Annotated in this window: 17 protein-coding genes; 9 read left to right on the forward strand and 8 right to left on the reverse strand. The window is 63.2% G+C overall.

The annotated features are described in order from the left end of the window. Nucleotides 1-6: 6 nt before the first annotated feature. Together NFG58_RS06475 and NFG58_RS06480 are read right to left on the reverse strand one after the other, a co-directional pair. On the reverse strand, nt 7-1365 hold the full coding sequence (locus NFG58_RS06475) for a HAMP domain-containing sensor histidine kinase (RefSeq protein ID WP_348827801.1): 1359 nt from the start codon (nt 1363-1365) through the stop codon (nt 7-9). Then, nucleotides 1362-2018 (reverse strand): response regulator, encoded by a 657-nt coding sequence (locus tag NFG58_RS06480; RefSeq protein ID WP_124802300.1) that lies wholly within the window; start codon nt 2016-2018, stop codon nt 1362-1364. Before NFG58_RS06480 ends, NFG58_RS06475 begins: the two co-directional genes overlap by 4 nt. Before the next feature lie 1065 nt (nt 2019-3083). On the opposite strand from NFG58_RS06480, the gene NFG58_RS06485 reads away from it, so the two are divergent. Together NFG58_RS06485 and NFG58_RS06490 are read left to right on the forward strand one after the other, a co-directional pair. Continuing rightward, on the forward strand, nt 3084-4784 hold the full coding sequence (locus tag NFG58_RS06485) for a sodium:solute symporter family protein (protein WP_108131699.1): 1701 nt from the start codon (nt 3084-3086) through the stop codon (nt 4782-4784). 54 nt (nt 4785-4838) lie between these two features. After that, nucleotides 4839-4967, forward strand: coding sequence for a putative transporter small subunit (locus NFG58_RS06490; RefSeq protein WP_213228344.1), 129 nt, complete (start codon nt 4839-4841; stop codon nt 4965-4967). Nucleotides 4968-5091: 124 nt separating this feature from the next. On the opposite strand, the gene kdgR is transcribed toward NFG58_RS06490, so the two are convergent. Then, nucleotides 5092-5877: a DNA-binding transcriptional regulator KdgR gene (kdgR, locus tag NFG58_RS06495; RefSeq protein ID WP_108449877.1), complete on the reverse strand. Its 786-nt coding sequence runs from the start codon at nt 5875-5877 to the stop codon at nt 5092-5094. A gap of 357 nt (nt 5878-6234) precedes the next feature. Here kdgR and NFG58_RS06500 point away from each other — a divergent pair, with 357 nt between their 5' ends. From NFG58_RS06500 to NFG58_RS06530, 7 genes are all read left to right on the forward strand, one after another. Next, a complete protein-coding gene (locus tag NFG58_RS06500; protein ID WP_348827802.1) occupies nt 6235-7008 on the forward strand; it encodes an SDR family oxidoreductase in 774 nt (257 codons plus the stop codon). A 112-nt stretch (nt 7009-7120) separates the two neighbouring features. Further along, nucleotides 7121-9298: a heparinase II/III family protein gene (locus NFG58_RS06505; RefSeq protein ID WP_348827803.1), complete on the forward strand. Its 2178-nt coding sequence runs from the start codon at nt 7121-7123 to the stop codon at nt 9296-9298. 65 nt (nt 9299-9363) lie between these two features. Then, nucleotides 9364-11457 (forward strand): heparinase II/III family protein, encoded by a 2094-nt coding sequence (locus NFG58_RS06510; RefSeq protein WP_185696353.1) that lies wholly within the window; start codon nt 9364-9366, stop codon nt 11455-11457. A 198-nt stretch (nt 11458-11655) separates the two neighbouring features. Next, complete coding sequence (locus NFG58_RS06515) at nt 11656-13428, forward strand: transporter (protein WP_348827804.1); 1773 nt, start codon at nt 11656-11658, stop codon at nt 13426-13428. A gap of 316 nt (nt 13429-13744) precedes the next feature. Further along, nucleotides 13745-14452: an oligogalacturonate-specific porin KdgM family protein gene (locus tag NFG58_RS06520; RefSeq protein WP_162816532.1), complete on the forward strand. Its 708-nt coding sequence runs from the start codon at nt 13745-13747 to the stop codon at nt 14450-14452. 188 nt (nt 14453-14640) lie between these two features. Beyond that, a complete protein-coding gene (locus tag NFG58_RS06525; protein ID WP_348827805.1) occupies nt 14641-16359 on the forward strand; it encodes a hypothetical protein in 1719 nt (572 codons plus the stop codon). Nucleotides 16360-16499: 140 nt separating this feature from the next. Further along, nucleotides 16500-18692 (forward strand): OsmC domain/YcaO domain-containing protein, encoded by a 2193-nt coding sequence (locus NFG58_RS06530; RefSeq protein WP_348827806.1) that lies wholly within the window; start codon nt 16500-16502, stop codon nt 18690-18692. A 138-nt stretch (nt 18693-18830) separates the two neighbouring features. On the opposite strand, the gene NFG58_RS06535 is transcribed toward NFG58_RS06530, so the two are convergent. Genes NFG58_RS06535 through NFG58_RS06555 form a run of 5 tightly spaced genes read right to left on the reverse strand, consistent with a single transcriptional unit; the run spans nt 18831 to nt 23771 of the window. Next, entirely contained in the window at nt 18831-19793 is a 963-nt protein-coding gene (locus tag NFG58_RS06535; protein WP_348827807.1) for a C-terminal binding protein, read from the reverse strand. A 12-nt stretch (nt 19794-19805) separates the two neighbouring features. After that, the gene (locus tag NFG58_RS06540) at nt 19806-20582 is read right to left on the reverse strand and encodes an SDR family NAD(P)-dependent oxidoreductase (protein ID WP_108131707.1); all 777 of its coding nucleotides are present in this window, start codon (nt 20580-20582) and stop codon (nt 19806-19808) included. Continuing rightward, nucleotides 20579-21598 carry an alcohol dehydrogenase catalytic domain-containing protein gene (locus NFG58_RS06545; RefSeq protein WP_045995140.1) on the reverse strand — a complete coding sequence of 340 codons (1020 nt, stop codon included), beginning with the start codon at nt 21596-21598 and terminating at the stop codon, nt 20579-20581. Before NFG58_RS06545 ends, NFG58_RS06540 begins: the two co-directional genes overlap by 4 nt. A 42-nt stretch (nt 21599-21640) precedes the next feature. Then, complete coding sequence (locus NFG58_RS06550; RefSeq protein WP_124802276.1) at nt 21641-22783, reverse strand: mandelate racemase/muconate lactonizing enzyme family protein; 1143 nt, start codon at nt 22781-22783, stop codon at nt 21641-21643. Nucleotides 22784-22790: 7 nt separating this feature from the next. Continuing rightward, nucleotides 22791-23771, reverse strand: coding sequence for an ABC transporter permease (locus tag NFG58_RS06555; RefSeq protein ID WP_045995138.1), 981 nt, complete (start codon nt 23769-23771; stop codon nt 22791-22793).

Genomic DNA, 23771 nt, shown 5'->3' on the forward strand with positions numbered 1-23771 from the left:
CGAAGATCAGGCCCGGGGCAGCACCACACGGATCTCGGTGCCCAGCATCGGCCTGCGGTGGGCGGAGACGTCACCGCCGTGGGCCTTGACGATGGCGCGCACGATGGCCAGGCCCAGCCCGCTGCTCTTGCCGGTCTCGCTCTGATAGAAGGGCGAAAAGATCTGGTTACTTTCTTTGGCATCGATGCCCGAGCCCTGGTCGGACACGCTGAGTACCAGCCACCTGTCGTCACTGCAGTTCACCCGAGTGAGGATCTCGCCGCCGCGAGGCGAGTAGCGGATGGCGTTGTCGATCAGGTTGGTCAGCAGAGTGCGCACCAGCTCAGGCTTGGCCTCGATCTCGGAGTCGTGGGGGCCGTCGACACGCCATTTGAGCACCACCCCTTCACGCTGGGCGGTGACGGTGCGCCGTTCGATGCTCTCTTGCACCAGAGCGCTGAGGGTGATGCGGGAAGGATTCTCCAGCGGCGCGGACGGGTCGGTGCGGGCCAGCAGCAGCAATTGATCCACCAGCTGGGTCATTTGCAACAGGGCGCGCTCGGCCTTGGCGAGTGATTGCTTGAGGCGGGAAGGGTCCTCGATGCGCTGGGCCACCTGGACCTGGCTGAGACAGCCGGCCAGGGGGGTGCGCAGCTCATGTCCGACGCCGTAGGCGAAGGTGCGTTGCTCTTCCAGCAGGTTCTTGGTCTGGTCAAGAATCCGGTCGAGCTGGGTCACCAGTGGGCGCACGTCGCGGGGCAGTCGCGCCGGATCCAGCGCCAGGGGGCGAGGGTTGAGCAGGTCTTGATTTGCGAGCGCGTCCTCGATCTTCTTGAGCGGGGTAAAGCACCGATTCTGAATAGCGATCGCCAGCAGACCGAGAAGCGTGATGGCCCATACCAGCGGCTGCTGCAGCGTCAGCAGCAACATCTCGGTCAGCGGCTTGGGCTCGGCCGGTGTAAAGGCGACGCGAGACCAGGTCTGCTGGTCTTCACTCACTGCGGTAAAGACGCGCCAGCGTTCGTCTCCCTGGGAATGACGGGAGAAGCCGTCGACTGCCTCTTCTGATAGGTCTGGAAAGGAGGAGGAGCGCAGTGCCTGGTCGCCAGAAGAGCGACCGAATTCGTAGGACATCGTTTCGCCCAGGCTTTCGCCGATCTGGTCCAGTTGGCGGATCAGGGCGTCTCCGGTGACAGGCTCGTCGGTCTGGCTGGCGGCGCGCAACATCAGCCAGGCCACCGCCTGGGCCCGCTGGGCCAGCTGCTCTTTGGAGGCTTGCTCGATACCGGAACGAGTGGCCAGCGAGCTGGCGATCCAGGTCAGCACGATCAACAGGCACGACAGAAGTACCACGCGCTTGCGTAGCCCGGTATAGAAGGTGCTCATGGCGACACCCGATAGCCTAACCCGCGCAACGTCTCGATCCTGTGGTCACCGAGCTTGCTGCGCAGCTTGTGGATCAGCACGCTCAGGCTGTTGCTGTCGGGACCATCGTCCCAGCCGTACAGACGCGCTTCGAGCTGACTGCGGGCGACCACGCGGCCAGGTCGCTCCAGCAGGCTTTCGAGTACCACGTATTCGTAGGCCGAGAGGTCCAGCGGTTCGCCACCGAGCCACGCCAGCCTGTCGCTTCGGTCGAGACGGATGTCGCCGCATTCCAGCAAATTGTCCGCATGTCCACGGGCTCGGCGCAGCAGCGCCTTGAGGCGAGCGTCCAGCTCGTCCAGGTCGATGGGCTTGGTGATGTAATCGTCTGCCCCCTCGTTGAGGGCCTCGACGCAGCGACGGGTATCCTCGTCGGCGGTCAGTACCAGAATCGGTTCACGAAACCCCTCGTCCCGCCAGCGCCTAAGCAGCTCCATGCCGGTAAAGCCCGGCAGGGACAGGTCGAGGATGACCGCGTCAAAGGCGTTGTCGGCAAGGGCGTGGGCCGCGGTGTCGCCACGGGTCAGCCAGTCGACCTGATGGCCGAGCAGCGATAGCCCCTCGGAGAGTCCATCTCCGAGGATATCGTCATCTTCAATAAACAGGATTCTCACGTCGATATTCCGAAACTGGCGTCTGATATCGACAAAAGCCTACCACCGATCGTTGGGTTTTTCCCGGCGCCCTGTCCCGCCCCTTTCCTGATCAAAGCAGACTTTGTTGCTTCGCACATTGGAAGTTGGTGAGTGAATAATTGGTAAGGATTATCATTTGCCGCTTCTCCTCGTTGACCTCACATGGGGAAGCTGACGCGTAGATGGGCAGGATAGCCTTCAGTAATAGGGACCAACGCAAAGCGTGTCGCTGATGAAAATGGCCAGGCAGTACCTGCTTCTTGTTGTCTGGATTTTCGATCGGCTACCGGAGGCGATGCGTGTGGAAGGGAAGAGCGAGATTGCCGAAGGTTTTACGCCACCATCCGAGAGAATTCCGCTATCTTGACGTCTGGTCGAAAATGGGTAAATTATCCTTCGTCCGTCAGGTTGGACATTTTCTGCACAGCACAGTAGGGTGTGTGCGCCGCAGCGATGGTTTTATCCCGCCTTTTACAGGCCTCACGTCGCTCTGGACGCCGAGCCCTTATCCTGGCTCGCGATCCGATGCCAAGCTGGCGTTATACCGCCAGGAGAAGTGCCATCGCTGGATGGATGTGGCACCTTCCCGACTGGATTACCCCGGGGCCAATGGCCCGGCGGGGACCTGTTTGTCTTGTCTAATGCTGTTCCTGCGTTGTCGCTGGAGAGGACCGAGATGTCGCCCCACTACACCGACCAGGGCCGCTGCATGCCGCGCCGCCCGCCTCCCTGACCCACCTGTGGTCTGCTGGCGTCTTCGATACGCCCCGCCGGTTGTCGCAATGTCGGCCCGTCTGCCTCTGCTGCAATGGCTGGCCATGTGCTGCGGCGCGTCCCGACGCCTTTCTGTACCGAAAAAGCGGCAGTAATCCGTTTTATTTCGGCCCTTGAGACTTCAATGACCCCGAGGAAGCTTCGTCCTTTTCGTGGGCGGAATTCCTGTGGCGTTGTCGTGCTCGTCTAGTGAGTTTTTCGCGGTGAAGTGCCGGCATGCGTTCGCATTAACCGTCGCTCGCCTGTGTTCCACCAACAAGAGAATTGCCCTTGAATAGCGCCTCCCTCCACCAGTTTTCGACCCTGACGGTCATCCTGTTGATGATCGCTTTTTATGGCGGCACCTACCTGCTGACCCTGAGCATCCGCAAGAAGAAGGAAGACGCCGACGCCTTCATGGTCTCGAACCACCGGGTCGGCTTCGGCATCGGTGCCGCCAGCATGACGGCCACCTGGATCTGGGCCGCTTCTTTCTACGCCGCTGCCACTTCCGGCTATACCTATGGTGTGTCCGGCCCGATCCACTACGGGCTGTGGGGCGCGCTGATGATCCTGTTCATCTATCCGTTCGGCCGCCGCTTCCGGCGGCTGGCGCCCAACGCCCACACCCTGGGCGAACTGATCCACGCTCGCCACGGTTCCTCCAGCCAGCTGATCCTGGCGCTATCGAACCTGCTGGGCAGCATCATCAGCCTGATGGTCAACTTCACCGCCGCCGGGGCGCTGGTATCGGTGCTGTCGCCGCTGTCGTTCCAGGCCGGCGTCATCATCGCCGGTGTCGGGGTGCTGCTGTACACGCTATGGTCGGGCTTCCGCGCCTCGGTGCTGACGGACTTCGCCCAACTGGTGGCGCTGATGGCGATCGCCGTGGTGATCATCCCGGCGGTGTTCTTTGCCATGGGCGGGCCCACTGAACTGGTGGCCGGGCTCGACAACCTCACCGCCGAGCAGGCCAACTTCTTCTCGATGGACGCCATCCTCAATCAGGGCGCACCCTTCTTCGTTGCGGTGCTGGCCTATGCCATCGGTAACCAGACCATCTCCCAGCGTCTGTTCGCGGTGAACGAGGATCACATCAAGCCGACCTTCCTCACCGCCACCGTGGGCTACGGGGCCATCGTCATCGGCCTTGGCATGATCGGCCTGATGGCGCTGACCCTGGGGGTCGAGCCGCTCAACGGTGACATGAACAACCTGATCCCGCAGATGGTGTCCAGCTACCTGCCGCCGGTGTTCATCGCTGCCTTCTTTATTCTGGTGATCGGTTCGCTGTCCTCGACCGCCGATTCCGACCTGTCGGCACTGTCGGCGATCATGATGGCCGACGTCTACGGCAAGAACATCGCTCGAGGCAAGGCCGACCCCCGCCGCATGCTGCTGGTAGGGCGCATCACCATGATCGTGGCCACCGCCATCGGTATCGTCTTCGCCAGCTTCTCGCTGGATATCCTGGTGATGCTGGTCTTCGTCGGGGCACTGTGGGGAGCCATCGTCTTCCCGGTGATCGCCAGTTGCTTCTGGAGCCGGGTCACCAACGCGGCCTTCACCACCTCGGTGCTGGTGGCCATGGTGACCTTCTGCGTGGCGCGTTTTGAATGGCTGCCGATGACCGGTGTGGCCGGTCTTGGCTTCGAGTTCCTGGCCAGCATCGGTGGCGGCATCATCATCGCGCTGATGGTGTTCGGCTTCCTCGGCCGCGTGGCCGGCGCCGTCGCCGGGCTTGCTGCCTTTGTCGCCATGCTGGTGTTCGCCACCGGTTTCCTCAGGGAGTACACGGTGCTGCTGGCGTCGCTGACCGCCTACGGCACCAGCACCCTGGTGTGCGTGGTGATGAGCCTCGCCAGCCGCGAGCGGTTCGACTTCGACACCATCGCCGAGCGGGTCGGCAACTATGATGCCGCCGAGGCCGTGACGGTAGCCGACGAGCGCCCGTCCAAGTCCGCCCCGGCAGGGCTTGCGACCCAGCGCTGAACCCTTGTTTGACGGGCGCCGCAGGCTGGCGGCGCCCACCGACGGAGATTCCCCATGACTCTGCTTTTTGGCTTTTACGTATTGATCTGGCCTGCGCTCACCCTGGGCGTGCTGCTGCTGATCTGCCGCGCCGTTGCCCGCGATCGTCGTGAGGCGAAAAAGGGCCACCGCACCCTGGTGTGAGGCGCAACTCGCACTGACCCGTTGCGACACCTGCCCTTGATGCGAGGGACAGGCCGCAACCAAAGAAGCCGCCCCAAGGGGCGGCTTCTTTCGTCATGGCAGGCGGCAGGGCAGGGAGGTCGCGTCAGCGCCGCGCCAGGTAGCCCAGGTTGCCCGAAATGTTGCGACCGGCCTCGACCAGAATGCGCTTGTACTCCGAAGTCTTGTCTTGGTGGTAGCGGATGCTCGGGATCGACATGCTCAGGGCGGCGATGGCGCGCCCGGTGTGATCGAAGATCGGGGTGGCGAAGCAGCAGACGCCTTCATCCATCTCTTCGAGATCCTCGGACAGCTCGCTCTCGGCGATCTCGGCCAGCTCTTCGCGCAGTGCCGCTTCGGTGGTCACGGTGTTCTGGGTGCGTGGTTCGAACTTGACGTTCGCGAGCAGGGCGTCGAGCTGTGCTGGGGGCAGGTGGGCCAGCAGGGCCTTGCCGATGGAATTGGTGTAGGCCGGGCTACGGTCGCCGATGCGGGTGTGCATGCACAGGTTGAAGTGAGAGTTGTACTTGTGCACGTAGATCACTTCGGCGGTGGAGGTGTCCAGGGTGCCCAGGTGCACGGCTTCGCGGGTCAGCTCGGACAGTGCCGCCATGTCGGGATCGGCCATCTTGATCAGGTCGGCCTTGCCGAGCGCCGAACTGCCAAGCGCAAAGACCTTCATCGTCAGCCGGTATTTCTCGCTTTCCGGATTCTGGGCGACGTAGCCCAGGTTCTTGAGCGTCTGCACAAAGCGATAGGCGGTGCTCTTTGACATCACGGCGCGTTGGGACAGCACCGCCAGGCTGGATTCTCCGCCCTCATCCAGAGCCTCCAGGATCGCCATGACCTTGAGTACCGCTGTGACGTTGTCGACCTTCGCTTCAGTAGCCATAGGGCCAAGATTCCAGAAATTGTGAAATAGGGTTTTATCTCTTGGTTTCGAGTTATACGTCTTTTGTCGTATGTCTGCAATCTCCTACAACGGGAACCCGCGCAAAATCTACAAATTCGTTTTTAGAATAAGCTTATAATCAAACAGTATCTGAAATAGCGTTTTAAAAAATATGCATCGTTGCTAGCGTTGCTGAAACGCTATCCAAATATTTACAAATCGAGCTTCTGGCGACTGCCGCTAAATGCTTATTTACAGGCGCTGTGGGCGGGTTTGGCGACTTTTGCACGACACCTGATGACAAATATTGGCAATGGCGGCCGACGCTCCTCCCATGACAACCCATGAGGCAAGTCCATGTTTGACGATCTGAAAGGCAAGAAGATTCTGGTAACCGGCTCGACCGCTGGCATCGGACTGGAAGCCGCCAAGTCGCTGGCCAGCGCCGGCGCCAGGGTGGCGATCCATGGCAGCCGCCCTGCCGATACCGCCCAGGCGGTGCTGGAGCAGTTCGAGGCTGGCGCCGATGTGGCCTATTTTCAGGCCGATGTGCGCTCAAGCGATGCGTGCAAGTCGCTGGTCGAGTCCGCCGCGGAGCACCTCGGTGGCATCGATGTACTGATCAACAACGCCGGTGGCCTCGGGGGACGCAACGGACTCGAGAGCATCGACGATGCCTTCTTCGATCAGGTGCTGGATCTCAATATTCGCTCGGTGGTGATGGTGACCAAGTACGCCATTCCCTACCTGCGCCGGTCCGCCGAGCAGAGCGGGGAAACCAGCAGCGTGATCAGCACCGGCTCCATCGCCGCGCGTGAAGGCGGCGGTCCAGGTGCATCGCTGTACGGTGGCAGCAAGGCCATGGTCCACAACCTGCATCGCAACTGGGTCAAGGAGTTCACCAAGGACAACATCCGCTTCAACACGGTGGCGCCCGGGACCATCGATACCGCCTTCCACGAGGACAAGGACCAGGGCACGCGGGACAAGATCAGCGGCACCATCGCCATGGGGCGCTTCGGTTCCTCGGCTGAGCTGGCCCCGGCCTACGTCTTCCTGGCCTCCCACACGGCGAGCGGCTACGTCACCGGTCAGGTGCTCGACGTCAATGGCGGCCAGATGTGCCCCTGACGGCAGCCGCCCTCCAGGCCGAGTCGCCTTCGTCAGACGACGTGGCGACTCGGCGATCCGTCGCCCCCGCGTCGCACCGCCACCCACCGAATAGATGAAGTGAGTCGAGAACATGGATAACGCCTTGCTGTTTACCAAAAGCGAGATTCAGGAACTGCGCGAAGCGCTCGAAAGCAAGCGCCTGCCTGCGCTGTATCAGGAGCAGATCATTCTGGATCAGGTAAGACTGCGTCCATGTCTTGGCGAGCCCCCCCAGATCCCCGGGCAGGGGGAGGCGGGGGGCGCCGATCACACCCGGCACAAGCAGAACTACCAGCAACTGCATCTTGCCTCGCAGTTGTGGCTGTTGACCGAACATCCCGACTATCTGGCCTTTGTCAGGTCGATGCTGCTGGGCTATGCCGACATCTACGAGTCGCTGCCGTCCCATGTGTCGAAGGACAGCAATCCGCCCGGTCGGCTGTTTCATCAGTGTCTGAACGAGAGCATGTGGCTGCTGTACGGCAGTGATGCCTACAGCAACGTGCGCGACGCGCTGAGCGAAGAGGAACGACGGCATATCGAACAGCGCCTGCTGGTGCCCATGGTCCAGTTAATCGCCGATCACAACGCCGACGACTTCGACGTCATCCACAATCATGGCATCTGGTCGGTGGCCGCAGGCGCCTTCGCCGGTCTGGTGCTGGGCGACAAGGAATTGGTCAATCGCTCCTTGTACGGTAACGCCGGCGACGGAGTGTCGGGCGGGTTCTACGCCCAGCTCGACCGGCTGTTCTCGCCGGACGGCTACTACCTGGAAGGGCCCTACTACCACCGCTTTGCCCTGCGCCCGATGATCCTGCTGGCCGAGGCGCTTTATCAGAGCGGCAACGACACCGGCATCTTCGGCTATCGCGACGGTATCATCGGCAAGGCGATCGCCTGTCTCAATGAGCTGACCTTCGAGGACGGACGATTCATCGCCATCAACGACAGCTCCAGGACGATGGGGCTTGCCGACGAGGGCGCCATCCTCGGAGCGATGACCCTGGTCGGTCGCTACCGTCAGAGCGATCTGCCGCTGGCCCTGCGCGAGATCCTGCTCGACCAGTCGACACCGCTTTCTTACCTCGCCACGCTGCCGCAACTCGCCAGCTACCTGGAGAGCGGCGGCCAGGCGCATGCCCCGCGCGACAGCCTGTTCATCACCGATGGCCGCGACGGCGGCCTGGGTGGCATCGGGGTGCTGCGCGCCGCCACCGAGGCGGGGCACGAGGCCATGGCCTATCTGACCTTCGGTCAGCACGGCAGCGACCCCAACTTGCACAGCGCCCTCGATCACGGCCACTTCGACGGCCTGCATCTGGGCTTCTACAACGGACGCCGCGAGACCCTCACCGACTACGGCTTCTGTCGTTGGGTCAATATCGAGCCCAAGTTCGGCGGGCGCTATACCGCCGAGAACAAGAGCTATGCCAAGCAAACGGTGGCCCACAATACGCTGGTTGTTGATGAGCAGTCCCAGCACGGCTTCAGCACCCCGCGGGCCTGTGACAATCATGGCAAGCTGGTGTTTTTCGAGACGTCCCGGCCGGAGGTTCAGGCCGTCAGCGCGCGCTTGAGCGGCTACTACGAAGGCGTCGAGCTGCAGCGCAGCGTGGCGCTGGTGAGCCTGCCCGAGATCGCTGAACCGCTGCTGGTCGACATCCAGTGCGCCGACAGTGACCAGACGCATCGCTACGACAGCCCGCTGCACATCAATGGCCAGCTGATGACCACACGGCCGACACTCGAGCCGGTCGCGGCGCCGGCGGCGCTGGGCAGCGCCAACGGCTACCAGCACCTGTGGAAGCTGTCCGAGAGCGCGACGATCGAGCCCGACCAATGTGCCCATGTCACCTGGCTTGACGGTGACACCTTCTCCACCGCCCACCTGGCGTCCAGCAACCGCTTCAGCGTGGGATACGGGCTGATCGGCGCGGCCGACCCCGACAATAACCTGCGCAACGAACCCTACCTGATGGCGCGTTCCTCGGGGCGTGGGCATATCTTCGCCACGGTCATCGAGACCCACGGCTACTTCAACGAGGCGCGCGAGATCTCGCGCGGAGCGCGGCCGAGCCTTGCGCGGGTGGCCATCGCGGCCGCCGACGAGACCCACCTGGTCGTGACCCTGACGCTGGATTCGGGCAAGGCCTATCACCTGGCCTGGGCGCGACAGCAGGGCGGTCATCACCAGGTCAACATCGACGGGAACAGCCTGGCCTGGGATGGCTGGGTCAGCCTCAGCGCCGTCGAGAACGCCTCCTGATGTGCGTCAGGAAATCTGACCGGCGAGACGCATCGCCGCGGCAACAATCAGTGAGAAGTCAGAAGATGTCGAAGACGATGATGGGACTACTGTGGACGCGGGACGACCTGGCGCGGATGGCCGAGCACGTCGGTAGCGCGAGCCGGCTCGGCGTGACCCTGGACGAGCTTGGCGAGCGGGTCGATGACGCCATGGCCGCAGGGATCGTGGTGCCCGGGCAGGGCGAAGCGGGCAGTTTCGAGCACAACACCCACAAGCACAACGGCAAGCTGATCGAGCAGGCCGCGCTGGTGGGGCGGGTGAGGGAAGATTCCGCCTGTCTGGACGTTGCCCGGGATCTGCTGCTTGCCTACGCCGAGATCTATCGGGGCATGCCCTATCAGGTGGCCAGGAACACCAACCCGCCGGGCAAGCTGTTCCACCAGATTCTCAACGAGCAGATGTGGCTGCTGGGGGCCTCGCTCGGCTATTCATTGCTGCGCGAAGACCTGAGCAACGACCAGCGCACACGCATCGAGCAGGGGCTTTTCGAGCCCATGCTCGAGATGTTCACCGTTACCTACGAGCACGACTTCGATCGCATCCACAACCACGGCCTGTGGGCGGTGGCCGCGGCGGGTATCTGCGCGCTGGTCATCGGCCGCCAGGACGTCGTCGACAAGGCGATCCTCGGCAATGATGGCAGTGGAGAAACCGGCGGCTTTCTGGCCCAGATCGACACTCTGTTCTCGGCCGATGGCTACTACGTGGAAGGGCCCTACTACCACCGCTTTGCCATCCACCCGCTGTGTCTGTTCACCGAGGCGCTGGCGCTGCATCGGCCCGAACTGGCGATCCATGAACGGTCGGACGGACGAATCGGCAAGTCCATCCGGGCGCTGCTGGCGACTGCCTACCCGGACGGGACCTTTCCCGCCCTCAATGACGCCTCGCGCACCATGGACATCGACGACGAAGGCGTACGGATCGCGCTGGCGGTACACATTGGCCGCCACGGTGCCGACCCGGAACTCGTCGCCATGGCGGCCCAGCAGCGTGGCACCTGGGCCCATGGTTTCGGCGTGGATCTGGCCGAGGCCGTCGCTCGGTCGTCGGCCTCTGCCACGATCCCCAGCGCACTTCTGAGTGATGGCGCAGGGGGACAGGCTCACCTCAAGCAGGGGGAGGGGGCGCAGCGCCACCATCTGGTGGTGGCGGCCGGCCAGCACGGCATGGGGCATGGGCACTTCGATCTGCTGGGCCTGTCCTTGTTCAGCGCTGGGCGCGAGCGCCTCAACGAGTATGGCTATTGCCGCTGGGTCAACGTGGAGCCCAAGTTCGGCGGGCGCTACCTGGCCGAGAACGAGGGCTACGCCAAGCAGTCCGTCGCCCACAATCTGGTGGTGGTGGACCAGGCCAGTCAGCACCGGGGCGACCATCGCCTGGCCGATCAGAGCGCCGGGCGCATCGAGCAGTTCATCGATCGCAGCGACGTGGATGGCGTCACCGCGGTGTGCTGCTCGACCGATGACGCCTATCCGGGAGTCAGCCTGCGTCGCCACTGCCTGCTGCTGACGACCGAGCTGAGCGAGCATCCGCTGCTGGTCGATATCGTCGAGGCCAGCGGCCATGAGCGTCACTGCTACGACTACGTGTTCAACTTCACCGGCCAGGTCATCAAGTGGTGGGGGGGCTACGCCGCCCGCGACACCCTCGAGGTGCTCGGAGAGGCCGATGGCTATCAGCACCTATGGGTGGTGGGCGAGCAGCGGGGCTCCCAGGAAGGCCCCAGCAGCCACGCGATGACCTGGCTGGATGGCGACCGTTTCATCACCTGGCACCAGCGCTCGCAGCACCCGGCGAGCGCCATGCAGCTATTGGTCGGCGCCAACGATCCTGAGCGCAATCTGCGCCATGAGAAGAAGGTCATGGCGAGAAGCCACGCCGAGGCGACCGTGTTCGTCAATGTCTTCGAGCAGCACGGTCACTTTGATGAAGCCCATGAAGCCTGTCTGAATGCCAGGCCGACCCTCAAGTCGGTGGAGTTCGACCGCCTGGCCGATGAGCGGATCGAGGTAAGGCTTACCTTCCCCTGGAGGCGCGAGACGCTGGTCATCGACCCGAACGCTGCCTCCGGCTCCGACTACGTCAGTCTGAAGGGAGGGGGATATATGAAATGATCTTTCCATGTTGAGGCAACAACGCCTCGTTCCGTTCAGTAATACCTCGAAATAAAAGCGTTAATGGTTCGGAAAGCTGAAATTTCGGCTCTCCGAGCATGGCCTCCTTATGCCCGAAATTCAGACAACGCCATGTCCCGGAAGTGATTGGCTCCAGTTTTCCGAGTGGAAGTACAACGACAACACGAGTTCGCCAACATGAGTCTAGATATCGATACGATCATCATAGGGGTCTATTTCCTCTTTCTGATTGCGATTGGCTGGATGTTCAGGACCTTTACCTCGAATACCAGTGATTACTTTCGCGGCGGCGGCAAGATGCTGTGGTGGATGGTCGGCGCCACCTCCTTCATGACCCAGTTCAGCGCCTGGACCTTTACCGGTGCTGCCGGCAAGGCCTATGACGATGGCTTTGCGGTCGCCATCATCTTCATGGCCAATGCCTTTGGCTATCTGATGAATTATCTGTATTTCGCACCGCGCTTCCGTCAACTGCGCGTGATCACCGTGATTCAGGCCATTCGTCTCAGGTTCGGCAAGGTCAACGAGCAGGTGTTCACCTGGTCAGGCATGCCCAACAGCGTCATCTCGGCGGGCATCTGGCTCAACGGTCTGGCGATCGTGGCCTCGGGCCTGTTCGGCTATGACATGGAGACCACCATCATCATCACCGGTCTGGTGGTGCTGTTCATGTCGGTGACGGGTGGGTCCTGGGCAGTTATCGCCTCGGACTACATGCAGATGGTGATCATCATGTCGGTGACCATCACCTGCGCCATCGTCGCCGTCTATCAAGCCGGTGGTGCCACCAATATCGTGGACAACTTCCCGGTCGACTTCTTTATCGGCGACAACATCAACTATCTGTCGATCTTCGCGATCTGGGGTTTCTGTATCTTCATCAAGCAGTTCAGCATCACCAACAATATGCTGAACTCCTATCGCTACCTGGCCGCCAAGGACTCGAAGAACGCCAGGAAGGCCGGCCTGCTGGCCTGCGTGCTGATGACCATGGGGCCCTTCATCTGGTTCATGCCGAGCTGGTTCATGGCCAGTGAAGGCGTCGATCTGGGGGCGCTGTATCCCGAAGCTGGCGCCAAGGCGGCCGACTTCGCCTACATGAGCTTCGTCGAGCTGTACATGCCGGCGGGTATGCTCGGGCTTCTGATCTCGGCGATGTTCGCCGCCACCATGTCCTCCATGGACTCCGGTCTGAATCGCAACTCCGGCATCTTCGTCAAGAACTTCTATGAAGTCATCCTGCGTCCCAACGCCAGCGAGAAGGAGCTGGTACTGGTCTCCAAGATATCGTCCACGGTGTTCGGTCTGGCCATCATCGGTTTTGCCTTGTTCATCAATTCGCTCAAGGGACTCAGCCTGTTCGACGCCATGATGTACGTCGGCGCCCTGATCGGCCTGCCGATGACGATTCCTGCACTGCTCGGCTTCTTTATCCGCAAGACCCCGGACTGGTCGGCCTGGGCCACCCTGATCGTCGGCGGCATCGTGTCCTACCTGGTCGGCGTGGTGATGACGGCGGAATTCATCCAGAACACCTTCCAGCTCGACACCGCTCTGACCGGACGTGAATGGGCCGATCTCAAGGTCGCGGTGGGCATCATCTCCCACGTCGTGATCACCGGTGGCTTCTTCGTCTCGACCTGCCTGTTCTACCGCGGCCACAGCCCCGAGCGTCAGGTCGAGGTCGACACCTTCTTTACCAACCGCGACACCCCGGTGGTCACCGGAAAGGACGAACAGGTCGAGGTGGACAACCGTCAGCGCAACATCCTTGGCTACCTGATCATCGTCGCCGGCCTCGGCGTGACCCTGATGTTCCTGCTGCCCAATCCGTTGTGGGGACGCGTCACCTTTGTGGTGTGCGGCGGCATCATCCTGGCGATCGGTCTGGTACTGATCGGCTCCATTCAGAAGACCACCAACAGCAGCAAGAAGGAGGAATACGCCTAGCACCCTTGAAGACACAACAAGCAACAAGGAGATCCATCATGCCACTCAATATTGACCACAGCAGGAAGACCGGACTTCTGCTGTCGGCGGTCCTGGACCCGAGCCTCTGCGAGGCTCGGTACCCCGCCCATCACTTGCTCGAGACGCTGGACCATGGCCACTTTCGCTTCCCTCAAGAGGGTAGGTCGTTATCCAGCGGGCCTTGTATCGATCGTCTGAACATCGGCCCCTGCAGGGCGCCAGACACGTTCAGGACCGATGGGCCGTCTCTGCCGAAAAAGCCGACGTCAAAGCAACAAGTACAATGAGTGAACCAATGAGCAAGAAATTTATCCTCGGTGTTCTGTCTTCCGCTGCGTTCATGTCCACCAGTGTCATTTCTACCAGCGTTGAAGCGATCACCCTCGACTATCGACACGAGTACAAGCATCACACCGAACAGCACGCCAACCGGGTCAAGGTCAGCGATTCCATGGGCATCTTCTACTACGGACTTGAGGCCAAGTTCGCTGGGCAAAGCGAAGATGATGGCACCCAGGGCGCCTTTTCCGACCTCGGCCGTGGTGACAGCGAGATCGACTGGGGCATCAAGTACCCCCTCGATGAAAACTGGTACATCCAGCCCGGCATGCCGATCACCTTCGGCGACGGCAACAACAGCCTCAAGCCGCAGTTTCGCATCGGCTATCGTGCCAGCAGCCTGCCGCTGACCACCACGCTGCGCTATCGCCGTCAGTACACCAGCTACAGTGACGACGATCGCGAAGACTATGTGCAGAACAAGATCACCTTTGTGATGAGCTATAGTCCCGGGGATTATCGCTACTGGCTGGAGCTGAACTACAACCACAACGAGGACCGGGACATCTTCGACAACGGCCGGGAAGCCTACGATGCGATCTTCGGGGCCGGACGGCGCTTCGGCTCCTGGATGCCGTATTTCGATCTGTCAGATGTCGGCGTCAGCTCCGATTCCGATACGCGTCAGCTACGCACTCGGGTGGGCCTCAAGTACTACTACTGAAAGGCTGCCGGGCGAAGTGAGCACTCGCTTCGTCCGGCCCTCGATCATGACCGACAACAAGGCGGCCTTCACCTCGCAAGGCCGCTTGCCGTCCAGGGCCGACCCTGTAATGGAGCCTGTCCACCGGGACCGGACATTCTGAGGAAGTTTCGGCTCGGGCGGCCTCTTTCTTAGCGGAGAATCACCCGATGCCTACCCTCGACAGGGTCGCGCTGTTGCTCGCCTTGATGGTCATCGTCGGCACGGTGATCGCCTATCGCCGCCGCGCCGAGACGCCGGACGGCTTCGTCCGTGGAGGAGGGCGGGTGCCCTGGTGGATGGCGGGCAGTACCGCCTTCATGACCCAGTTCTCCGCCTGGACCTTTACCGGCGCCGCCCAGAAGGCCTACGAGGACGGCTTTTCGGTGCTGATGATCTTCTGGGGCAACGCGCTTGGGTTTCTGCTGGCGGCGCTCTATTTTGCACCACGATTTCGGCGTCTGCGGGTGTCCACCTACTCCGAGATCATTCGGATGCGCTACGGCAGGTTCACCCAGCTTTTCTATGTGGTGAGCCAGATCCTTCTCACCCTGATGACCGCCTCCATCGCGCTCTATGGCGTGTCGCTGTTTCTCGGCGCGGTGTTCGATATTCGGGTGGCCTTCGTCACCCTGGTGATCGGCGCCGTCATCATCTGCGTGACGCTGATCGGCGGGGTCTGGGTGGTGTCCGCCAACAACTTCATCCAGATGGTCCAGCTGGCGGTGCTGACCTTCGTCATCGGTGGCTTCGGCCTGTGGCTTGCCGCCGATACCGACATGAGCGTGATCGGCGACGGCCGTGACTTCTGGATCGGCGGCGACGACTACAGCCTGGGCATCATGGTCGTGTGGTCGGCGGCGATGCTGGTCAAGCAGTGCATCAGCATCAACAACGCCACCTCCAGCTATCGCTTCCTTACCACCAATGGTGATCGCGATGCGCGCAAGGCCGCCTCCCTGGCATCGATCCTGTTCGTGGTGGGGCCGGTTAGCTGGTTTATCCCGCCCTGGCTGATCGGGCAGGCGGGCATCGATCTGGCCGCGCTCTATCCGGCGCTTGGCGAGGACGCCGCCAACGCCGCCTACGTCCACTTCATCCGTGACTTCCTGCCGCCGGGGGTGCTGGGGCTGGTGGTGGCGGCGATGCTGGCGGTCACGGTGGCGCCGATCACCACCTCGCTCAACCGCGACGCAGGGGTGATCATCAGCCTGCTGACGCCGCTGCTGGGGGCGAGCGAACGGCTCGGCCAGCGCCTGGTGGCCATCGGGCGTAGTTTCGGGGTGCTTCAGGGCAGCATCATCGTGACGTTGGCCATCGCCCTGGGCCAGGTCCACCACCTCAGCCTGTTCGACATCATGGTGATGTTCGGGGTGATCTTCCAGATGCCGCTGGCGCTGCCGGCCATGCTGTCCATCGCCAGGACCGGCGCCCCTGACTGGGCCGGTTGGGGCGGGGTGCTGGTGGGTATCCTGGTGACCACCTCGAGCTATGTGTGGCTCGACGTCGAGGCCCTGGGCCAGTGGCTCGGCCTGCCGTCGATCCATCCCTCCCAACTGGTCGATATCAAGCTCGCGGTCTCGCTGATGCTGCAGGTCGTCAGCGTGGTGGGTTTCGTCTACTTGGCACGCTTCGTCCATGCGCCGCCCAGAAGCACCGCCCGCCAGGCAGAGGTCGACGAGTTGTTTGCCCGGCTGGAGCGCCCGGTGGCCGCGGACACCACGCCGGACAGCGGTGGGCCGTCGCGCAAGCTGGCGCCGCGACTGGTGCGGTACGTCGCGCTGGTATCGCTGCTGTTGGCGGTACTCGCCGATACCTGGCTCGGCGCCGGCTTCTTCGTGATCGTGGCCTTGTGTCAGTTGGTTGTCTCGCGACTGCTGAAGCAATAGAGGTTATCGCCAGGCCATCACGAGCAAATTTCATCCGGCTGGCCAAGACGTCGCCGGGGGAAAACTGGATAATGCGCCCCAAAGGCGTTGTCGGTGGCGAGTGTCCGACGACCCAAACCCATTACTCCGGTGCTGACTCCATGGAAATCAAGGTCAATTTTCTCGACAACCTGAGGCTCGAGGCCAAGTTCGACGACTTTACCGTCGTTACCGACCAGCCCATCCGCTACAAGGGTGACGGCTCGGCGCCGAGCCCCTTCGACTATTTCCTGGCGTCGTCTGCCCTGTGTGCCGCCTACTTCGTCAAGGTCTACTGCGTCGCCCGGGATATCCCCACCGAAAATATCCGGCTGTCGCAGAACAACATCGTCGACCCGGAAAACCGCTACAACCAGATCTTCAAGATCCAGGTAGAGCTGCCCGAAGACCTGTCCGACAAGGACCGCCAGGGCATCCTGCGTTCCATCGAGCGCTGCACGGTGAAGAAGGTGGTGCAGACCGGTCCCGAATTCCAGATCGAGACGGTGGAGAACCTCGACGAGGACGCCCAGGCGCTGCTGATGGCGGAGCCGGAAGAAGGCCAGAGCACCTGGATCGAGGGCAAGGACCTGCCGCTGGAGCAGACCATCGCCAACATGACTGCCATGCTGGCCGAGCTCGGCATGAAGGTCGAGATCGCCTCCTGGCGCAACATCGTGCCCCACGTCTGGTCACTGCACATCCGCGACGCCGCCTCGCCCATGTGCTTCACCAACGGCAAGGGCTCGACCAAGGAGAGCGCTCTGTGCTCGGCGCTGGGCGAGTTCATCGAGCGCTTGAGCTGCAACTTCTTCTACAACGATCAGTTCTTCGGCGAGGAGATCGCCTCGAGCGAGTTCGTCCACTACCCCTGCGAGAAGTGGTTCAAGCCCGGGCCCAACGACGAGCTGCCCAAGGGCATCCTCGACGATTACTGCCTGGAGATCTTCGATCCCGACGGCGAGCTTCAGGGCTCGCACCTGATCGACACCAACTCCGGCAATGTCGAGCGCGGCATCGTCGCGCTGCCCTTCGTTCGCCAGTCCGATGGCGAGGTGATCTACTTCCCCTCCAACCTGATCGAGAACCTCTACCTGTCCAACGGCATGAGCGCCGGCAACACCCTGGCCGAGGCCCAGGTGCAGTGCCTGTCGGAGATCTTCGAGCGCGGTGTGAAGCGCCAGATCCTCGAGCAGGAGCTGGCCCTGCCCGACGTGCCCGAGGAGGTGCTGGCGAAGTATCCGGACATCGTCGAGGGCGTGAAGGCGCTGGAGGCCCAGGGCTTCCCGGTGCTGGTCAAGGATGCCTCGCTCGGCGGCCAGTTCCCGGTGGCCTGCGTGACCCTGATGAACCCCAAGACCGGCGGCGTGTTCGCCTCCTTCGGCGCCCACCCGAGCTTCGAGGTCGCCATCGAGCGCAGCCTGACCGAGCTGATGCAGGGGCGCAGCTTCGAGGGCCTCAATGACTTCATGCCGCCCACCTTCAACTCGCTGGCGGTGACCGAGCCCAACAACTTTGTCGAGCACTTCATCGACTCCTCCGGGCTGGTGTCCTGGCGCTTCTTCAGCGCCAGGTCCGACGTCGAGTTTGTCGAGTGGGACTTCTCCGGCAGCAACGACGAGGAGGCGGCGACCCTGTTCGGCATCCTCGAGGAGATGGGCAAGGAAGCCTACATGATGGTCCACGAGGACCTGGGTGCGCCGGTCTGCCGCATCCTGGTGCCGGGCTATTCCGAGGTCTATCCGGTCGAGGACCTGGTGTGGGACAACACCAACATGGCGCTGGACTACCGCGAGGACATCCTCAATCTGCATCGTCTCGACGACGACCAGCTCGCGGATCTGCTCGAGCGGCTGGAAGAGAGCCAGATCGACGAGCACATGGACATCATCACCCTGATCGGTATCGAGTTCGACGAGAACACCGTGTGGGGCCAGCTGACGATCCTCGAGCTCAAGCTGATGCTCCACCTGGCGCTCGGTCAGCACGAGGAGGCGCTGGATCGGGTCGAGATGTTCCTGCAGTACAACGACAACACCGTCGAGCGTGGCCTTTACTACCAGGCGGTGCGGGCGGTGCTGGAAATCACCCTGGACGACGAGCTAAAGCTCGATGACTTCCTCTACAACCTGCGCCGCATGTTCGGGGACGAGACCATGGACAGCGTGGTCGGTGCGGTCAACGGCGAGCTACGCTTCCCTGGCCTTACCCCGACCAGCATGGCGCTCGAAGGGCTGGAAAAGCACCAGCGCCTGATCGAGAGCTACAAGAAACTGCACGCGCGCAGGGCTCAGCTGGCCAAAGCCCAGGGCTGATCAGCCCAGCCACCGGCGCCGGTGTAACGGTCAGGCGCCGATGGCCTGCAATACCAACGCCCCCGACGTCTTCGTCGGGGGCGTGTGCTTGAGGGGCGCTCGCTGGATCGGGTCGCTCAGGCGCCTAGCCCGGTTACCTCACGCCTTCGGTCGGTTCACCGGCCACAGCACCTTCTCGCCGCTGGCGAAGCGTACCGCTTCCTCGGCCACCTTGCGCTTGAGCTCTTGCGCGGCGTCTTCTGAATACCAGGCCATATGCGGCGTGATCAGGCAGTTGTCGATGCCCCTGAGCGGACTGTCGGCGGGCAAGGGTTCCTGCTCGGTGGTGTCCAGGGCGGCGCCGGCAAGCCTGCCTTCCTTCAAGGCCTGGGCCAGGGCCGTCTCGTCGATGATGCCGCCACGAGAGGTGTTGATCAGATAGGCCGAGTCCTTCATCCGCTCCAGTGCCGCGGCGTCCACCAGATGGCGGGTTTCCTCGGTCAAGGGGCAGAACAGCCCGATCACGTCGGCCTCCTGGAACAACTCATCGAGTTCCAGGCAGCGAATCTCGTCGGTGCCGTCTTCGGCGTTGGGCTGATGGTAGCGGTCGTGGGCGATGACATTGAAGCCCAGCGCCGCCATCTTGCGGGCGTAGAGTTGACCGATGCGACCCAGGCCGACCACCCCGGCGGTCATCCGGGTCTGGCGTCGGATCGGCATGGCGTCGGCGTACTCCCAGCGTCCGGTCTGGCAGCCGGCGTTCATCGGCACCAGTTTGCGAATCAGCGCCAGGCTCAGGGCCAGGGCGTGATCGGATACCTCGTGCATGCCGTAGTCCGGGACGTTGCAGACCTGGACCCCGGCGGCGCTGGCGGCCTCGAGGTCGACGTTGTTGACGCCGACCCCGTAGCGCACGATCTGCTTGAGATCGGGCAGGGCCTCGAATACCCGGCGGGTGAAGGGGGCGTACTGGTTCAGGGCGATATCGACGCCCTGGAGCTGTTCGATCAGCGCATCTTCGCTTTGGCATTCAAGCAGCGGGACATCGAAGCCCGCGCGCTTGAAGATCTCGGTTTCCACGTCGTGGTTGGCGTGGTCGAGGTCGGTAAAGACGATCTTCATGCAAGTCTCCTGTCAGCGGCCGAGGTAGCCGCCATCGACGGGCAGGGTGACACCGTGGACATAGTCCGAGGCAGGGGAGGCCAGAAACAGCAGCGGTCCTTTCATGTCGTCGCCATTGCCCCAGCGCCCGGCGGGAATGCGTGCGGTGATCTCGGCGTTGCGACCCTCGTCGGCCAGCAGAGCGCTATTCATGTCGGTGGCCATGTAGCCCGGGGCGATGGCGTTGACGTTGATGCCCTTGGCCGCCCATTCGTTGGCCAGGGCCTTGGTCAGCTGCATCACGCCGCCCTTGCTGGCGGCGTAGGCCGGCACCGTCATGCCACCGAAGAACGACAGCAGCGAGGCGATATTGATGATCTTGCCCTGGCCGTCGGGCCCTTCGACGTCGCGCTCGAGCATATGCCGGGCGGCTAGCTGACACAGCTCGAACACCGCCGTCAGGTTGACCTCGAGCACCGCCTCCCAGTCATCGGCGGGGAAGTGCTCGGAAGGGTGTCGGCGCTGGACGCCGGCGGCGTTGACCAGGATGTCGAGGCGACCGCCGAGCTTGGCAAGGGCAGCGTCGAAGCCCTCGCTGCGCTGCTGGCGGCTAGCCAGATCGACGACCACGCCATGACAGGCGCTGGTCGACGTGGACAGGCCCGAGGCGACCTCATGGACCTTGTCCGACGAGCCCAGGATGACGACCTCGGCGCCTGCCTCGAGCAGGGCTTCGGCCATGCCGAGGCCGAGGCCCCGGGTTCCGCCGGTGACGATGGCCTTGCGGCCGTGTAGATCGAACAGCTTCATGATTGGCAGTCCACCAGAACCTTGACGGTGTTGAGGGAGGGCGTGGCGATCATCTCGAAGACACCGGCCGCGTCGGACAGCGGCACCACCTGGGTGATGGTCTGGCGCAGTTCATCGGCCAGGGTGTCGGCCAGAGCCAGGGCGTCGCCGAACTGCTTGTGGGTATAGACCCGGGAGCCGATCAGGGTCAGCTCCTTGAAGTTCACGTCGATCAGATTGACCGCGTGGGCCGCCTTGTGGGTGGCGGTCAGGCAGATGGTGCCGCCGACGCGTACTACCTTGGTCATCTCCAGCGCCGCGCTCTCGACGCCGGAGCACTCGAACACGGCGTCGGCGCCGTCGCCGCCGGTGGCGCTGGCCACCCGCTCGACCAGGCTCTCGCTGCGCACGTCCACGGTATCGAAGCCGAGCTGGCGACACAGCCCCAGGCGGCCTTCGTCGACATCGGAGACGATCACCCGGGAGGCGCCTGAGTGGCGCAGCACGATGGCGGTCAACAGGCCGATGGGGCCGGCGCCCATCACCACTGCGCTGTCGAGCAGCGCAAAGCGTGCCTGGTGCAGGGTCCTGACCACCACCGCCAGAGGCTCCACCAGCGCCGCCACCTCATCGGACAGGCTGTCCGGCACCTTGAACAGCACGCTTTCGTCGATCCACTGATGGTCGGTCATGCCACCGTCACGATCGATGCCGATCAGGCGCAGGTTGGCGCAGACATGCGGGGTGCCGTTGCGACAGGGATGGCAGTCGCCGCAGGAGATCAGCGGGTAGGCGACCACTCGGTCGCCCACCGCGAAGCGCGAGTCCGGCGGTGTCTGCTCGACGCGGCCGACGAATTCGTGGCCCAGCACCAGGGGCGCCTGGGCGCGCGGGTGCTTGCCCGAGTAGATACCGATGTCGGTGCCGCAGACACCGCAGTAGAGCATGCGAACCTTGACGGCGCCGGCCCGCTCGGCGGGCTCCGGCACCTCGGTGACCTCGACCTGGCGGGGGCCGGTATAGACCAGTGCTTCCATGGGGGTTCCTCGTGTCGTCGGGGCGTTGTGAAGAGGGAGAATTCAGGCGCTGTGCTGCTGGCGCTCGGCACCGCTGTCGCTGCCGAGCCGTGCACCGCCGGTGCGATGGGGGGCCATCCGGTCGCGGTCGAACTCGACCCCGATGCCGGGGCTGTCCGGGGCCACCGCGCGACCCTGGTCGAGGACCAGCGGACGTCGGGTGTAGTGATCGATGGGGAAGGAGTGGATCTCCATCCAGCCGGCGTTGGGCTGGGCCGACACCAGGCTTACGTGTAGCTCCTGCATGCCGTGGCTGCAGATGGGCAGGCCGTAGTGGCGGCTCTGGCGGGCGACATCGAGCCAGCCGCTGATACCGCCGCAGTTGGAGGCGTCGGGCTGGATGAAGGATAGCCGCGCCTGTTCGAAGGCGTAGCCGAATTCGTGAGAGGTGTGCAGGTTCTCGCCCATGGCCAGGGGCATGCCGGTCGCCTCGGCGATGCGGGCATAGCCCTGGTAGTCATCGGGAAGGGTGGGTTCCTCGAACCAGGTGATGTCGTAGGGCGCGAAGGCCCTGGCGGCCTCGATGGCGCCATCGACGCTCAGCGCGTAGTTGGCGTCCACCATGAAGGGACGCTCGGGGCCGATCAGTTCGCGTACCCGGGCCACCCGCTCGACATCCTCGGCAAGGGTCGGGCGGCCGACCTTGATCTTGATGGCCTCGGCGCCCTGGTCGAGGTAGCCCTGAACGTTGGCAAGCAGTCGCTCGAGGGAGAAGTTGAGGTCGATGCCGCCGAAGTAGGCCTGGCACTGGCGGCCCTGGCCGCCGGCCATCTGCCATAGCGGCTGGCCGAGGCGGCGGCCCTTGAGGTCCCACAGCGCGATATCCAGCGCCGAGATGGCGAAGGCGGCGATGCCGCCGCGGCCCACGTAGTGGATATGCCATAGCATGTCGTCGTAGCAGCCGGCGATGTCACCGGCGTCACGCCCCAGCAGCATCGGCGCCAGGTCGTGCTCGAGCAGTGCCAGGATGGCGTGTCCGCCGCGCCCGCCGGTATAGGTGTAGCCGGTACCGCTGTGGCCATCCGCGGTGGTGACGGTGGCGGTCACGACCTCGAAGTCGGTGTGCACGCCATGCTTGGCATCGCCCATGGGCTCGCTCAGCGGCAGTCGGTAGAGGTCGAGCTCGATGGAGGTGATCGTCGACATGGGAGGATTATCCTGTGTTGCGTGTGCGCGTGATCTGCACCTGGATCGCGATCACGACGAAGAGAAAGGCGCCGCGGATGACCATCTGCCAGTAGGCGCTGAGGTTGAAGGTGCCGAGTCCGTTTTCGAAGTTCAAAAGGTTGAAGATCAGACCGAGCATCAAGGCGCCGATCAGCGTCGCCACCAGCGACCCCTTGCCGCCGGTCAGCAGGGTGCCGCCGACGACGACGGCGGCGATGGCGGTCAACTCCCAGCCTAGTCCCTCCAGCGGCTGGCCGGCGCCAAAGCCCGAGGCCAGAAAGACCCCGGCGAGCCCGGCACAACCGCCGCTGATCAGGTAGGCCAGGGTCTTGGCCTTGCGTGCGGGCAGGCCCATCAGGTGGGCGGCTTCCTCGTTGTCGCCCACCGCGAGCATGGTGCGGCCGATGGGGCGTTGTTCCAGCAGCCACCAGAGACCGGCGCCGACCACCAGGGTGATGGCGAAGCTCCAGGGCAGCAGGCCGCCGATCGACTCCATCCCCAGTCGGGTAAAGCCGCTGGCCCAGTCCACCGGCACCGTCTGGTTGCCACTGATGATCAGGGCGGTGCCCTTGGCCGCGAGCAGGCTCGCCAGGGTGGCGATAAAGGGAGGGATATGCAGACGCGTGATCATCACGGCATTGACCAGACCCGCCGCCAGTCCGGTGGCGAGCCCCGCCAGGAGCGCCGGGACCAGGCCGTAGGGGCTTACGTAGGCGGCGGTGACCGAGGACAGCGCCGCCACCGTGCCTACCGACAGGTCGATGCCGCCGGTGATGATCACCAGGCACATGCCCAGGCTGATCAGCACGAACATGGCGTTGTAGTTGAGAAAGGACGAGAGATTGTAGGCGCTGCCGAAATTGTCGTAGCGGATCAGGCCGAGGCAGACCAGTGCCAGCAGGATCACGCAGACCCCGGTGGCCTGGCCATTGTCGGCAAGGCGCTGGCGCCAGGAGACGGTGGTCAT

This window comes from Halomonas sp. RT37, assembly GCF_040070525.1.
Lineage (GTDB): Bacteria > Pseudomonadota > Gammaproteobacteria > Pseudomonadales > Halomonadaceae > Halomonas > Halomonas litopenaei.

Bases quoted from the DNA above. Each gene is read 5' to 3' on its own strand.
- NFG58_RS06475 (WP_348827801.1), bottom strand. From the start codon at position 1,365: ATGAGCACCTTCTATACCGGGCTACGCAAGCGCGTGGTACTTCTGTCG.
- NFG58_RS06490 (WP_213228344.1), top strand. From the start codon at position 4,839: ATGACTCTGCTTTTTGGCTTTTACGTATTGATCTGGCCTGCGCTCACC.
- kdgR (WP_108449877.1), bottom strand. From the start codon at position 5,877: ATGGCTACTGAAGCGAAGGTCGACAACGTCACAGCGGTACTCAAGGTC.
- NFG58_RS06500 (WP_348827802.1), top strand. From the start codon at position 6,235: ATGTTTGACGATCTGAAAGGCAAGAAGATTCTGGTAACCGGCTCGACC.
- NFG58_RS06505 (WP_348827803.1), top strand. From the start codon at position 7,121: ATGGATAACGCCTTGCTGTTTACCAAAAGCGAGATTCAGGAACTGCGC.
- NFG58_RS06510 (WP_185696353.1), top strand. From the start codon at position 9,364: ATGTCGAAGACGATGATGGGACTACTGTGGACGCGGGACGACCTGGCG.
- NFG58_RS06515 (WP_348827804.1), top strand. From the start codon at position 11,656: ATGAGTCTAGATATCGATACGATCATCATAGGGGTCTATTTCCTCTTT.
- NFG58_RS06520 (WP_162816532.1), top strand. From the start codon at position 13,745: ATGAGCAAGAAATTTATCCTCGGTGTTCTGTCTTCCGCTGCGTTCATG.
- NFG58_RS06525 (WP_348827805.1), top strand. From the start codon at position 14,641: ATGCCTACCCTCGACAGGGTCGCGCTGTTGCTCGCCTTGATGGTCATC.
- NFG58_RS06530 (WP_348827806.1), top strand. From the start codon at position 16,500: ATGGAAATCAAGGTCAATTTTCTCGACAACCTGAGGCTCGAGGCCAAG.
- NFG58_RS06535 (WP_348827807.1), bottom strand. From the start codon at position 19,793: ATGAAGATCGTCTTTACCGACCTCGACCACGCCAACCACGACGTGGAA.
- NFG58_RS06540 (WP_108131707.1), bottom strand. From the start codon at position 20,582: ATGAAGCTGTTCGATCTACACGGCCGCAAGGCCATCGTCACCGGCGGA.
- NFG58_RS06545 (WP_045995140.1), bottom strand. From the start codon at position 21,598: ATGGAAGCACTGGTCTATACCGGCCCCCGCCAGGTCGAGGTCACCGAG.
- NFG58_RS06550 (WP_124802276.1), bottom strand. From the start codon at position 22,783: ATGTCGACGATCACCTCCATCGAGCTCGACCTCTACCGACTGCCGCTG.
- NFG58_RS06555 (WP_045995138.1), bottom strand. From the start codon at position 23,771: ATGACCACCGTCTCCTGGCGCCAGCGCCTTGCCGACAATGGCCAGGCC.